Consider the following 14367-nt stretch of genomic DNA (forward strand, 5'->3'; position numbering starts at 1 on the left):
ATCATCCCCTCCTGATAAGAGTGATGGTGATGATACAATACGCTCTGAAATGCGCCGAAGGGCATCGTTTTGACAGCTGGTTCCAGTCGGCTGCCGCTTTTGACAAGTTGGCAGCGGCAGGGATGGTGTCCTGCGCGCATTGCGGCTCCAGTCAGGTTGAAAAGGCGATCATGGCGCCGCGGGTGCGCCCCGGTCGCAAGGCCGTGTCCCCAGTCGGGGAGGCCGAGCTGAGCAATGCGGCTACGCCCGCCAAGACGTCGCCAGCCACCGCTGCGCCGTCACGCCCACCGGCGGCGGTGGCACCTGGAGCAGGCGCGCTGAGCACCCCGTCGGGAGAGTTGGAGGCGGCAGTGGCCGAGCTGCGGCGCAAGGTCGAGACAAATTCAGATTACGTCGGTAAGGATTTTGCCAGTGAGGCGCGCGCCATGCATTTGGGCGACACACCAGAGCGGGCGATCCACGGTGAGGCCAAGCCGGAAGAGGCAAAGGCGCTGATCGAGGAGGGCGTGCCGGTGCTGCCGCTGCCTTTCCTGCCCAATAGAAAAACCAATTGAAGGAAGACCGTTTATGCATGTCGTCGTGACAGGAACCAGCCGGGGCATTGGCCGTGAATTGGTGGCCAAGCTGCGGGAGGAGGGGCACGAGGTGACCGGCACCTCGCGCGATCATTCCTCTGGTGTGCGACTGGATGTGACTGATCCCGGTCAGCAGGCGCGGTTTGCCGCGCAGCTGAAGGGGCGTCCGGTGGATCTTCTGGTCTGCAATGCCGGGGTCTACCTCGATAAATCGATGGCGCTGGAGGATTACTCGGCTGAGGTTTGGGGCAAGACGCTGGCGGCCAATGTCACCGGTGTCTTCCTGACGGTGCAGGCGCTGTTGCCGAACCTGCGGTTGGCGGCGGATCCGAAGATCGCGATCATTTCCTCGCAGATGGCGAGCCACGCCCGCGCGCCCGGCGGCAGCTATGCCTATCGCGCCTCAAAGGCGGCGGCGCTGAACATCGGGCGCAATCTGGCCACTGATCTGCTGCCCGAAGGAATTGCCGTCGGGATTTATCATCCCGGCTGGGTGCGCACCGATATGGGCGGCGATGAGGGCGATATCTCGGTGCAGGAATCCGTGGCTGGGCTGATGCATGAATTTGATGTGCTGAGCACGGAAACCACCGGCTGTTTTCACACCTGGGACGGGCGTATCCACGCCTATTGAGCCACGCTTCATACGCCGTTGCGCAGGCGTATCTGGATATATGAAAAAAGGCCGGAGCAGATGTGCTCCGGCCTTTGTTGATTTTTTGGAGTGCCATGGCAGCGGCTGATCACTCCCAGCAGCTGACCAATACGGTCATACCGCTGGCCTGACGGGTGAGGGCGCCAACGGGCAGGGCCGTGGCCCCGGCGCTGGCGTCTGTGACGGTCACCCCGGCGCTGCTCAGCGCGCTGCGCAGACTATCGGCGTTGGCGGCGAAGCTGACGCCGTCGGGCAGCTGCGTGGCGCCTTTGCTCTGGCTCAGCAACATGCCTTGGACGGCGCCATCAGTGGTCAGCACCGGACCGCCTGCATCGCCTGGCTGGCTGGTCAGTTGCAGACGCGAGACACCTGTGTTGCCGCTGAGGTCTTTCACATCCTGCAGGCTGCCCCAGCTGAGGCTGGGAGCGCCCAGAACGCCCTCATAGGAGAAACCGGACACGGCGATATCGGACTGGAGGCGCGCGGAGGCGCTGGCGAGAGCGGCAACGGCCATCGGAGCGAGCGGCTCAACCGGGCGCAACACGGCAATCCCCGCGGCACTGTCGTTGAAGGCAACCTCGGCCTGATATTCGTGATCCAGCGTAACCCGGGCGCAGCCCGCAACCACATCAGAGGTGGTCACAACGCTGCCCTTGGCATCGACATAGAAGCCCGAGCGCGACAGGCGCGGTTTGCGCACGTCGAGACCGGAGACCAGATCGACATTCTGTGGTGCATCGGCCCCGGCGGCGGGGTCAAGCACGCCATCAATGCGTTCGAAGCTGTTTTGCATCTCGGCCAGCACGCGGGCACGGCGATCATCATCGCCCATCGGCCAGACCAGCGTGAAGCCTTTGATCTCCCCGTTGGCGAGCCGGGCCTCGGTGTAGGAGACGATACCATTGCCACGCCCTTCAAGGGTGAAGCTGTTGCCGCTGCGCTGGCGCGGGCCTTCCAGCGGCACGATCTTCAGCGTCTGCATGATGTCATAAAGACCATAGAGCGTGCGTTTGTCGCCGGGCTGGCTGATCAGGAGGACCTGCGCGCCGAGATCACCGCTGCTCTTGAACAGGGCGAAGGGTGATTCATAACGGTCAAAGGTGACCTCACCAGCAGGGATGTTTAGCGCGATCCCGGCCTTTGTATCCGTAAGCGGGGCCATACCGACGGAGATCAGCGGCGCGTTGTATTCATCCATCAGGGCCTGACGCTGGGCGGTGGTCAGCACACCGGTGGGCGCATAGCCACGCGCCGACTGCCAGTCCGACATGGACCCACGGGTGCCACGACCAAAGGCCCCATCGATGGTGGAGGTGTAGAACCCGGCCGCCTTCAGCGCGATCTGCAGATCCTTGCGCTCTTCGCGGGTGAGGCGGGATTCGCTGCGGCGGGCCTCGGCGGGGGTTTCATCAGGCAGCAGTGTCTGGGCGGAGGCTGCCGGGTCTGCTGGCGCCTCGGTCACCACTGCGGGGTCGATGGGTTCCAGAACCGGGCTTTCGACGGTGGGCTGCGTTTCAGTATTTGCGCTGGCGGCTGTCGGGTAGAACTGATTGCCAAGGTTGCGGCCAAAAGCGATGAAACTGTCGCGCGGGATCTGACGTTCGGCGCGGTAGACCTGCAACACCCGATCCGCATCGTTGCGCGCATAAGGGCCAAGCACGATACCGTACCAGCCACCGCCGAGTGCGAAACCGGAGACATCGGGCAGGCGGGCGGCAAACTCTTGCGCCTCGGCCTGGGCTTCGCGCAGCGAGGCGCGGGCGGCGATTTGGATCCAGACGGTGTCCTGTGCGGATTGTTGGGGGCTGGTCTGGGCTGTGGCAACGCCTGAAAAGGCGGATGCCAGCGCCATCAGGGACAGTGCCAGCGTAGCAATCAAAGTCTTCATCAAAAGGCCTCTATCGGGTGATCGGTCGTTGGCGCGCACATAATCACTTTCGCGGCGCGAAGGGAACTCCTCTTCGCAGGGGGAAAACCGGGGCGCTGATGCCAAATTCGGGCTTTGACGCTGGCCTGACGGGCGTTTGCCGATGGTCAGACTGGCCGCTGACGGGGGTAAGCGGGCCAGTGGGGGCGCTTCGGGGCGGTTGCACGGGCCTGTGCCGCGATGCGCCGTTGACCCTAGGCCGGGGCTTGCATAGGAAGAACCCCGGATTTGCTGCCCCCATAGGGAAGAAACATGACCGACACCAAAGGCGCCCCGCGCTCATTCCAAGAGATCATCCTGAGGCTTCAGACCTACTGGGCTTCCAAAGGCTGCGCCATTCTGCAGCCCTACGACATGGAGGTGGGTGCCGGTACCTTTCACCCGGCGACAACGCTGCGTGCGCTTGGCACCAAGGCCTGGGCCGCGGCCTATGTGCAGCCCTCGCGCCGCCCGACGGACGGGCGCTATGGTGAAAACCCCAACCGGTTGCAGCACTATTACCAGTATCAGGTGCTGATCAAACCGTCACCGCCGAACCTGCAGGAGCTGTATCTCGGCTCGCTGGAAGCGATCGGTGTCGATATGGAGATGCACGACATCCGTTTCGTCGAGGACGACTGGGAAAGCCCGACGCTGGGCGCCTGGGGTCTGGGCTGGGAAGTCTGGTGCGACGGCATGGAAGTTTCGCAGTTCACGTATTTTCAGCAGGTTGGCGGCCACGACTGCCATCCTGTATCGGGTGAGTTGACCTATGGTCTGGAACGTCTGGCGATGTATATCCTCGGCGTTGATCACGTGATGGACATGCCGTTCAACGACCCGGATACGATGATCCCGCTGTCCTATGGCGATGTGTTCAAGCAGACCGAGGAAGAATATGCGCGCTGGAACTTTGACGTGGCCAACACCGAAGTCCTGCTGCGCCATTTTGAGGAGGCCGAAGCCGAATGCGCCGCCATACTGGCGCAGGAGCATATCGACCCCAAGACCGGCAAACGCATCGTCATGGCGCATCCCGCGTATGACCAATGCATCAAGGCCAGCCATGTCTTCAACCTGCTGGATGCGCGCGGGGTGATTTCGGTGACCGAACGTCAGGCCTATATCGGTCGGGTGCGGGCGCTGGCCAAACAATGCGCCGACGCCTTTGTGCAGACCGAAGCCGGCGGCCACGCGGCGTAAGCCGCGCCGCGCTTTCACGAGGAGTCCACGGATATGGGCAAGTTCCTTTCGCTGATCCTGATCCTCTCTGGTCTCGTGGCCGGGGCGGCGATGTATTACCTTCAGGTCTATGGGTTCTACGAGGACGTCGCGCTGCAGCCGGGCCGCGATGTGATGTTGGTGCCGCTTGGCGATGGAGAGCCGTTGCCGATCCGTTACAGCGGGTTTGAGGCGATTGACGCCGAAAGCTCTCCCATTCGTTACCGCGCCTGTTTTGCCACCGATCTGAAGCCCGAAGAGCTGGCGCAGCTGTTTGTGCTGTCGGATCAAAAAGAGCCGCGCAATGCGCCGGGTTGGTTTGACTGCTTTGATGCCGAAGCCATTGGTGCAGCTCTGGCAGAGGGGCGCGCCGAGAGCTTCCTGTCGGTCAAGAACATCTCCTACGGCGTGGACCGGATCGTGGCGGTGACCGACGCCGGGCGCGGCTATGTCTGGCACGAGCTGAATGACTGCGGCCAGAAAGCCTATGACGGCACCGTTGTGGGCGAGGAATGCCCGCCCCGGCCCGAGGCTGGCGAGGGGAACTGATGACCACCTGCGCCCTGTCTGCCCTTTCTCTTCTTATTGCTGCGCCCGGATGCGCGGCCATCCGTAAGGACATCTGATGCCTGATCTTCTGATTGAACTGTTTTCCGAGGAAATCCCGGCCCGTATGCAGGCGCGTGCGGCGGAGGATCTGAAAAAGCGTATGACCGATGGTCTGGTTGAGGCGGGTCTGACCTATGCCGGCGCTCATGCGCTGTCGACGCCGCGTCGTCTGACGCTGGCCATGGAAGGTCTGCTGGAGCATTCCCCAACCGTGCGCGAAGAGCGCAAAGGGCCGAAAGTGGGCGCACCGGACAAGGCCATCGAAGGTTTCCTGCGCGGGGCGGGTCTGACCCGTGACCAGCTGGAGGAGCGCGATACCCCCAAGGGCGCGGTCTATTTCGCGCTGATCGAAAAGCCGGGCCGCCCTGCGGCAGAGATCATTGCCGAGGTGCTGGAAGACACCATCCGCAATTTCCCGTGGTCCAAATCGATGCGCTGGGGCACCGGAACTTTACGCTGGGTGCGCCCGCTGCAGTCGATCCTCTGCATCCTGTCGAAGGAAGACGGCGCTGAGGTGGTGCCGCTGAATATCGACGGCATTGCAACAGGCAACACCACCTACGGCCACCGTTTCATGGCGCCCGATCAGATCACCGTCACCGGGTTTGATGACTATGCCGCCAAGCTGAAGCGCGCCCATGTGGTGCTGGATCCGGCGGAGCGGGAAGCGGCGATCTGGCAGGAGGCCACCAATCAGGCCTTTGCCAGCGGTCTGGAGGTGGTCGAGGACAAGGGGCTGCTGGCGGAGGTCGCCGGTCTGGTGGAATGGCCGGTGGTGCTGATGGGCGCCATTGACGATGAGTTTCTGGCCCTGCCGCCGGAGGTCCTGCAGACCTCGATGAAAGAGCACCAGAAGTTCTTCTCCGTACGCAATCCCAAGACCGGGCGGATCGAGAAATTTATCACCGTCGCCAACCGCGAGACCGCCGACAATGGCGCGACCATTCTGGCGGGCAATCAAAAGGTGCTGTCGGCGCGTCTGGCGGATGCGAAGTTCTTCTGGGAGAACGATCTGCGCACGGTGACCGAACACGGGTTTGAGCCTTGGGTCGCGAAGCTGGGCAATGTCACCTTCCACAACAAACTGGGCACGCAGGCGGCGCGGATTGACCGCATCGCTGCACTGGCGCGGGAAATCGCGCCGGTGGTTGGCGCGGATGCTGATCTGGCAGAGCAGGCGGCGCGGGTGGCGAAGGCCGACCTGTCGTCTGAAATGGTTTATGAATTCCCGGAACTGCAGGGCCTGATGGGTCGCTACTACGCGGAGGCGGCTGGCCTGCCGCAGGACGTCGCCAACGCCTGCGAAGCGCATTATTCGCCGCTTGGCCCGTCCGACGATGTGCCGACAGAGCCGGTGTCAGTCGCCGTGGCGCTGGCGGACAAGCTGGACACACTGACAGGCTTCTGGGCGATTGATGAAAAGCCCACCGGGTCAAAAGACCCCTTCGCCCTGCGCCGCGCCGCGCTGGGTGTGATCCGGCTGGTGCTGGAGAATGATGTGCGGATGGGCCTGGACACCGTGATTGGTGCCCAGCTATTGTCGTATGTGCTTAAGGAGTTGCAATCCAGTGGAGACGAGCAAGACCTGTTCACTTTGGAGAGCACCCTAAATGAAATTGCCGAACACGGAGTTTTTGGTGCTGCCTTCAAAGCCGTTGTAAAGAGAATAAAAGAAAGTGAGCAGCATCCCTTCGAGCCAGATGTAAGTGAAGGGTCGGTTCTTGCTGAAACGGCTGAACTCATTGAAGCCAAGTCCCAGAACCTCCTCTCCTTCTTCCACGATCGGCTCAAGGTCTTCCTGCGCGATCAGGGTATCCGCCATGATGTGATCGACGCCTGTATCGCGATGGAGGGCAATGACGATCTGACGCTGCTGGTGAAACGGGCGCGTGCGCTGGAAGACTTTATGAAATCCGAAGATGGCCCCAACCTGTTGCAGGGCTTCAAGCGGGCCAACAATATTCTGGCGCAGGCCGAGGAGAAGGACGGCGTCGAATATTCCTATGGCGCGGACAAGAAATTCGCCGAGGACGACAGCGAGATTGCCCTGTTTGATGCGCTGGCGACCAGCGAGGGGGCGATATCTTCGGCCATCGAAGGCGAAGATTTCGCGGCTGCCATGGGCAGCATGGCGGCGCTGCGCGCACCGGTGGATGCGTTTTTCGAGGCGGTGCAGGTGAATTCGGACAATGAGGTGGTGCGCCGCAATCGTCTGAACCTCCTCAGCCAGATCCGCAAGGTCTGCGGGCAGGTTGCCGATCTGAGCCGCATCGAAGGTTAAGGGCGCCGCAACAGGCCGCGCGACTGCACCCGTCGCATGAATGACAGTCTTAAAACCCGGCGCGCCCTGAGGGGCGCGCCGGGTTTTCTGCTTTTTCGTGGGGTTGCTGCGTGGCGGCCGTGCTTTTCCTTGCGGGAACCGGGGACGCGGCTATGCTGCATGGCAAAGGAAAGGCGCCGCAGTGCAGAAAGATGATCAGGACATGGCCCAGACGCCACAGAAAGAGGCACCGGATTCGGTGTTGATCACCCCGGTGGCGCCTATTGCCAATTCCACCCATGGCGGGCGGGCGAAATGCCTGCAGCGCCTGGTGCGGCTGGATCTTCCGGTGCCGCGGACCGTGGCGTTGTCGTTTCAGGCGGTGCATGGCATTGCCCAGGGCGATATGCCCGATATGGCGGCGATTGTTGAGGCGTTTCCAGCGGATGCGCTGCTTTGTGTGCGGCCCTCGTCACAGGACCCGGATTGGGGCGGACCTGGCGCAATCCTGAACATCGGGATGAATGACGCGCGCTATGTTGACCTTTGCGACAGTCTGGGGCGTGACGGCGCGGCGGCGCTCTATCTGCGGTTTGTGCAGTCTTATGCGGTGCATGTGGCGCGGCTGGATCCGGATGTGTTTGACGATGTCGAGGACGGCGGGCCGGATGCGCTGAGTGAAGTTCTGCATGCCTATGAGGCGGAGACCGATGAGCCGTTTCCGCAGGACCCGGCGGAGCAACTGGCGGCGGTGCTGCGCTCCATGGCGCGGGCCTGGGAGGGCACCTCGGCGCGGTTGTTGCGACAGGCCAAGGGCGCGCCTGCGGATGCGGGGCTGGGGCTGGTGGTGCAGGAAATGGTGCCGGGGTTTGGTCAGGGCGAATGCGGCTCGGGCGTGTTGCAGCTGGTCAATACCAAGACCGGCCAGCCGCAGATCACCGGGCGCTACCTGAGCCAGAGCCAAGGGCGCGATGCGCTGGGGGCTGGGGCCGAGGCGCTGTTTCTGGAGCGGGATCCGCGCGGGCCCTCGCTGGAGGACTCTGCGCCGGAAGCCTTTGCTGATCTTAAATCCCATGCGCGGCTGATGCGGCAGCGCCTGCGTGAGGAAATGCAGGTGGAATTTGTGATCGTCAGCGGCGCGGTGCATATCCTTGACGGGGTGCGCGTCACCCGGTCGGCGCAAGCGGCGGTGCGGATCGCGGTGGCGCTGGCGGAGGATGGTATCATCCCGCGAGCGGAAGCGATCATGCGGGTGGATGCCCATATCTTGACCGAGCTGCTGCACCGCCAGGTGGCTCCGGATGCGACCCGTGACGTGATTGGCCATGGCATTGCCGCCAGCCCCGGTGCGGCCACCGGGCGGCTGGTGTTTACGGCGGCGGAGGCGCAGGCCAGTGCGGCGCGGGGGGAACCGTGCATTCTGGTGCGGCGCGAAACCTCCCCCGAGGATGTGCGCGGCATGCATGCCGCGGTTGGGGTGCTGACGGAACGGGGCGGCATCACCAGCCATGCGGCGGTGATTGGCCGGGGGCTGGGGCTGCCCTGTATCGTGGGCGCCTCCAACCTCAAATTTCACAGCAAACGCAAACAGTTGGTTGCGACGGACGGGCGTGTATTGACGCGTGGCGATACCATCACGATTGATGGCAGCAGCGGCGAGGTTCTGGCCGGGCAGCCAGAGATGCTGGAGGCGGCGGAAGATGGGGCGTTCCAGACATTGCTGACCTGGGCAGATGAGGTGCGCGACATTGGCATCCGCGCCAATGCGGATACGCCGGAAGATGCCGAAACCGCGCGCAAGTTCAATGCGCAGGGGATCGGCCTGTGCCGCACTGAGCATATGTTCTTTGATCCCGGTCGGTTGACGGTGATGCGCGAGATGATCTTTGCCGAGACCTCGGAGGGCCGCGCGGCGGTGCTGGCGCGGCTGTTGCCGATGCAGCGGGAGGATTTCTTTGCGCTGTTTCGCATCATGGAAGGGTTGCCGGTCTGTATCCGGCTGTTTGATCCGCCCTTGCATGAATTCCTGCCGACCTCCAAATCCGGGCAGCGTGAACTGTCTGAGGCGCTGGGCATCCCGGTGAGCGATGTGACCCGGCGGGTTGAAGAGATGGAAGAATACAACCCCATGTTGGGCCTGCGCGGCGTACGGCTGGGGGTGACGGTGCCGGAGATTTACGACATGCAGGCGCGCGCCATCTTTGAGGCAACGCTTGATGCCTCCAAGGAAGGTGATCCGGTGGTGCCGGAGATCATGATCCCGCTGGTTTCTGCCAAGCGCGAGGTTGAGCTGGTGAAGGCGCGCATTGATGCGGTGGCGTTGGCAGTGAAGGCCGAACGGGGTGAGGATTTCACCTATCGTCTTGGCGTGATGGTGGAGACCCCACGGGCGGCGCTGCGGGCCGGTGAAATTTCACCGCATACCGCGTTTTTGAGCTTCGGAACCAACGATCTGACACAGATGACCTACGGCATGTCGCGCGATGACGCCGGGCGATTCATGTCGGCCTATGTCAATCAGGGGGTCTTCCCTGAGGATCCGTTTCACGTGCTGGACACCGATGGTGTGGGCGAGCTGCTGAAACTGGGGGTGCAGCGGGGGCGGGCGGAAAACCCGGATATCACGCTGTCGATCTGTGGGGAGCATGGCGGCAACCCCGAATCGATTGCGTTTTGCCGCGAAGCAGGGTTCGATTATGTCTCCTGTTCCCCGTTCCGGGTGCCTGTGGCGCGGCTTGCTGCAGCGCAATTGGCGATTTCCAGCCAAACCGGAAAATCTCCACGCGAATCCTTAAAATCCTAAGGAAAACAAGGGGCTTTCTCAGCCGCAGGATATGCGGGCGGATTGACGCCTACCCAGCGGTCAGCGGGGTGCGCTGTCCCGTCGCTGGACGTTTGCAGGGATTTCCACTAGGAGGTGCGATCGCGTGACGTTGGGATGGCCGTGCGCGACCTTTCTAGTGGGGATACCCTGATGAAGATTCTGACAGTAGCTGCCGTGTTTGCTGCCGCCTTGGCAGCAGCCAAAGATGTATATGCGGATTCCGGTTTGGACGCGCTGTTCAAACGTGAGCAATCCACCCTGAACGCCGTGCCAACAGGGCGTTTGAACAATTTTTTCAACTTCAACCGCTCTGGCAAAAAGGCCAAGCCGACCGAAGTTAAATTCACCAAGGCCTGGTTGGACACCATTCCTGCCGCCAAAGGGGGCGATAATTTCGCCTGTCTTGCTGAGGCGCTCTATTTTGAGGCGCGGGGCGAGACTGTGAAAGGTCAGTTTGCCGTTGCCGAAGTGATCATGAACCGAGTCAAATCCTCGCAGTTTCCCAATAGTCTCTGCGCGGTGATCAATCAGGGCACAGGTCGCAAATACCAGTGCCAGTTTACCTACACCTGTGATGGCCACAAGGAAGTGATCCGCGAAAAGACGGCGTTTGAGCGGGTCTCAAAAGTGGCGCGTCTGGTAATGGACGGGGCAACCACCGGGATCACCGATGGCGCCACCTATTATCACACCACGGCTGTGCGCCCGCGCTGGAGCAAAAGCTTCACCAAGACCGCGCGGATCGGCGTTCATCTGTTCTACCGGGATGACCGGTTCCGGACCGCGCTGAACAACTAAGGCGTGTTTTGCGGCTTGACTGCCGAGGTGGAAACCTCGGCAGCGCCGCTTTCGGCCACTGGTATGGCGCATGAAGGCCTGTTATGCGGGCGCCGCATGTTTATGCTGGAACCTCACCGCCAGATAGCCAGTTCAGGGGCCCGTTCGTCATGTCGTCAGAAATTCGTCTCGCATTTGCGCACCCTTCGGAACGGTCGGAGGCCACGGCTTCGCGTGGACCGTTGGACCGGATTTCGCTTCGAGATCATACGGTAGAGGTCGAGATCGGCGCCTTTCAGGCGGAGCGCGGCACGACCCAGCGGATCTGCTTCAACGTGGTTGTCGAAATTGCGCCGCTGCCTGCGGATCTGGACGATGATGTCGACCGCATCCTGTCCTATGATCGTGTGACTGAGGCGATCGCGCATGAATTGTCGGAAGAGCGGTTGAACCTGCTGGAGACCCTGGCGGAGCGGGTTGCGGAGCGGATCCTTCTGGAACCGCAGGCGGTGCGCGCCTTTGTGCGGATCGAAAAGCTGGATCGCGGCCCCGGCGCGCTGGGCGTCGAGATTGTGCGCGCGCGCGATCAGGTTGCCAGCGAGGTGGACAGCGAAGAGCGCCCGCACCCACGGCTGATGTATCTGTCCAACAGCGCCATCGACAGCGACGGGTTGAGTGGTTGGATTGACCAGATGCAGTGCCGCCAGCGTCCGCTGATCCTCTGTGTCGGCGCGCATGAGCTGGCAACACCGCAAACGGGTCACAAATGGACCCAGCGGCGGATTGATCTGCTGGCCATTGAACAGAACGCCTGGCGGTTGGCCGCAAAGGATGACCGCTGCGTTGTGGTTTCCACGCGGACAGAGCTGGACTGGGCCATGAAAAACGGGCAGATTTGCGTCTGGGCACCGTCAAAAATCGTTTTGGATGCGGTAGATGGCCCTTCGGCTGCGCCTTCGGAAGCGGTGGCGTTGGCTGCGTGGTTCGCTGCCACATTCGAGGCTGGCGAAATGATCGTGATTGGCGCTGCACTGCCTGACAATCCGGGGGTGCCACTGCGCGCTGTGGATGTGGAGCAGACCCAACTGTGAGTTATTACCGGCCGCTGGTTCAGCACGGGGAAAACCGCCCCGAGGGAGCATTGTCGCTGATCAGTGGCGCTCTTTGGTTTACCCAAGTCGAAGTGCTGGACCGCGGCGCACCGCCACGGCTGATGCCTGCGGGGCTGCTGCCCGAGGATGTGCGGCACAGGCTGACGGCACGGCGGGCGACGATTGCCGGGCTGGATATGACCCAGCCACAGATCATGGGCATTCTGAATGTAACGCCAGACAGTTTTTCCGACGGCGGCCAGCATGATGAGGTCGGCACGGCCTGCGCGGCTGCGCTTCAGATGGTGGCGGATGGGGCCAGTATTATCGATGTTGGCGGCGAATCCACCCGTCCCGGCGCCGAGCTGGTGCCTGAGGAAGAGGAAATCCGCCGCACCGCGCCGGTGATTGCCGCGATCCGTGCCGGGTCGCAGGTTCCGATTTCCATCGATACCCGCAAGGCCGTGGTGCTGGCCGAGGCGCTGGAGGCTGGCGCGAGCCTCACCAATGATGTGTCCGGCTTTACCTTTGATCCGGCGCTGGCGCCACTGACAGCGCAGGCCGGGGTCCCCGCCTGTATCATGCATGCGCAGGGCGATCCCGCGACGATGCAGGACAGTCCCGCCTATGACAACGTGTTGCTCGACGTTTACGATTTCCTCAAGGCGCAGATTGACCGGCTGGAGGATATCGGCGTTGTACGTGAGCAGATCGTGATCGATCCCGGCATCGGCTTTGGCAAAACGCTGGAGCACAATCTGACCCTGTTGCGGAACCTTAGTCTGTTTCACAGCCTTGGCTGCCCGATTCTGCTGGGCGTTTCTCGCAAGGGGTTCATCGGTAAACTGGGTCATGAGCCGGATGCCGCCGCCCGTGCGCCTGGCTCCATCGCGGTAGGGCTTGCAGCCCTGGCCCAAGGCGTGCAATTCCTGCGGGTGCATGATGTTGCTGAGACGGCGCAGGCGGTTCGCCTGTGGCAGGCCGTCCGATAAGACCCCGACCGAAAGGGCTGATATGCGCAAATTCTTTGGCACTGATGGCGTGCGCGGCACTGCCAATATCCACCCGATGACTGCAGATATGGCGCTGCGCATCGGCGCTGCCGTGGGCCGGTATTTCCGGCGCGATGCCTCCGGTGTGCACCGGGTCGTGATTGGCAAGGATACCCGCCTGTCCGGTTATATGTTCGAAAGCGCGCTGACGGCAGGGCTGACCTCGACCGGGATGAATGTGCTGTTGCTTGGCCCGGTGCCGACCCCGGCCGTTGGCCTGATGACACGGTCGATGCGGGCTGATCTGGGCGTGATGATTTCTGCCAGCCACAATCCGGCGGCGGACAATGGCATCAAGTTTTTCGGCCCCGATGGGTTCAAACTGTCCGACACCGTCGAGATGGAGCTGGAAGCCCTGATCGAAGCGGGTGTTGAGCCTGCGCAGGCACAGAACATCGGGCGTGCCAAACGGATTGATGATGCGCGGTTTCGGTATGGTGAGCGGGTCAAGAGCTCCCTGCCGCGTGATATCCGTCTCGATGGACTGAAGGTCGTGATTGATTGTGCCAATGGGGCGGCGCACCGGGCCGCGCCAGAGATCCTGTGGGAGCTGGGCGCGGAGGTGATCCCGGTGGGGGTTTCACCGGATGGCACCAATATCAACCGCGATTGCGGATCGACCCATCCGGGCACGGCGGCGGAGACCGTAGTGGCCCATGGTGCCCATGTTGGCATCTGTCTGGATGGTGATGCGGACCGGGTGATCCTGATCGATGAGACCGGCAAGGTGGCCGACGGCGATCAGTTGATGGCGCTGTTGGCAACACGCTGGGCTGAGGACGGTGTGCTGGCGGGGAATGCGCTGGTGTCAACCGTCATGTCGAACCTTGGGCTGGAGCGACATCTTGCGGCGCGGGGCATCGACCTTCAGCGCACGGCAGTCGGCGACCGCTATGTGGTGGAGCGGATGCGCGACGGTGGGTTCAACCTTGGCGGTGAGCAATCCGGCCATATCGTGATGACGGATTATGCCACCACCGGTGACGGGTTGATGGCCGGGCTGCATTTCCTGGCGGAGATGGTGCGCGCCGATAAACCGGCCTCTCAGCTTGCGCAGCAATTTACGCCGGTGCCGCAGCTGTTGAAAAACGTCCGCTTTGCTGCCGGTCAGACGCCACTGGAGAGCGATCAGGTCCAGACGGCGATCAAGGTTGCAGAGGAAACGCTGGCCGGACAGGGGCGTCTGTTGATCCGTAAATCAGGCACTGAACCGCTGGTTAGGGTCATGGCTGAGTGCGAAGATGCCGAGACGCTGACGGCAACGGTGGATAGTGTGGTCGCTGCGGTTGAGGCAGCGGTCGCGACCTAAAGCGGTCTCTGGATTGCGATATGAAACACAGAAATGGCCCGCCAGCTGACATGTCAGCTGGCGGGCGTTTTCCATCTCGTGGACTATC

At 62.3% G+C, this 14367-nt stretch carries 11 protein-coding genes; 10 read left to right on the top strand and 1 reads right to left on the bottom strand.

Annotation, left to right across the window (positions count from 1 at the left end; genetic code table 11):
* The first annotated feature begins 29 nt into the window (after positions 1-29).
* Complete coding sequence (locus OO25_RS18660) at positions 30-554, top strand: DUF1178 family protein (RefSeq protein ID WP_040181963.1); 525 nt, start codon at positions 30-32, stop codon at positions 552-554.
* Between the two features lie 13 nt (positions 555-567).
* Positions 568-1209 carry an SDR family oxidoreductase gene (locus tag OO25_RS18665; RefSeq protein WP_024098218.1) on the top strand — a complete coding sequence of 214 codons (642 nt, stop codon included), beginning with the start codon at positions 568-570 and terminating at the stop codon, positions 1207-1209.
* Positions 1210-1318: 109 nt separating this feature from the next.
* On the opposite strand, the gene OO25_RS18670 is transcribed toward OO25_RS18665, so the two are convergent.
* Positions 1319-3118 (bottom strand): serine protease, encoded by a 1800-nt coding sequence (locus OO25_RS18670; protein ID WP_040181948.1) that lies wholly within the window; start codon positions 3116-3118, stop codon positions 1319-1321.
* A gap of 291 nt (positions 3119-3409) precedes the next feature.
* Here OO25_RS18670 and OO25_RS18675 point away from each other — a divergent pair, with 291 nt between their 5' ends.
* The 8 genes from OO25_RS18675 (at position 3410) to glmM (ending at position 14279) form a co-directional block, all read left to right on the top strand.
* Positions 3410-4339 carry a glycine--tRNA ligase subunit alpha gene (locus OO25_RS18675; protein ID WP_040181950.1) on the top strand — a complete coding sequence of 310 codons (930 nt, stop codon included), beginning with the start codon at positions 3410-3412 and terminating at the stop codon, positions 4337-4339.
* 33 nt (positions 4340-4372) lie between these two features.
* Positions 4373-4906: a DUF6446 family protein gene (locus OO25_RS18680; protein WP_040181951.1), complete on the top strand. Its 534-nt coding sequence runs from the start codon at positions 4373-4375 to the stop codon at positions 4904-4906.
* Between the two features lie 76 nt (positions 4907-4982).
* Positions 4983-7247: a glycine--tRNA ligase subunit beta gene (glyS, locus tag OO25_RS18685; RefSeq protein WP_040181953.1), complete on the top strand. Its 2265-nt coding sequence runs from the start codon at positions 4983-4985 to the stop codon at positions 7245-7247.
* 202 nt (positions 7248-7449) lie between these two features.
* Complete coding sequence (locus OO25_RS18690; RefSeq protein WP_040181964.1) at positions 7450-10029, top strand: putative PEP-binding protein; 2580 nt, start codon at positions 7450-7452, stop codon at positions 10027-10029.
* A gap of 135 nt (positions 10030-10164) precedes the next feature.
* On the top strand, positions 10165-10848 hold the full coding sequence (locus OO25_RS18695) for a cell wall hydrolase (RefSeq protein WP_040172181.1): 684 nt from the start codon (positions 10165-10167) through the stop codon (positions 10846-10848).
* 149 nt (positions 10849-10997) lie between these two features.
* The gene (locus OO25_RS18700) at positions 10998-11918 is read left to right on the top strand and encodes a dihydroneopterin aldolase (protein ID WP_040181954.1); all 921 of its coding nucleotides are present in this window, start codon (positions 10998-11000) and stop codon (positions 11916-11918) included.
* Positions 11915-12910, top strand: a complete 996-nt coding sequence (folP, locus tag OO25_RS18705; protein WP_040172188.1) for a dihydropteroate synthase — start codon at positions 11915-11917, stop codon at positions 12908-12910. Before OO25_RS18700 ends, folP begins: the two co-directional genes overlap by 4 nt.
* A gap of 22 nt (positions 12911-12932) precedes the next feature.
* Positions 12933-14279, top strand: a complete 1347-nt coding sequence (gene glmM / locus OO25_RS18710) for a phosphoglucosamine mutase (protein WP_040181956.1) — start codon at positions 12933-12935, stop codon at positions 14277-14279.
* The last annotated feature ends 88 nt before the right edge of the window (positions 14280-14367 follow it).

The organism is Phaeobacter sp. S60 (assembly GCF_000826845.1).
In the GTDB taxonomy this organism is placed as follows: Bacteria; Pseudomonadota; Alphaproteobacteria; order Rhodobacterales; family Rhodobacteraceae; genus Phaeobacter; species Phaeobacter piscinae.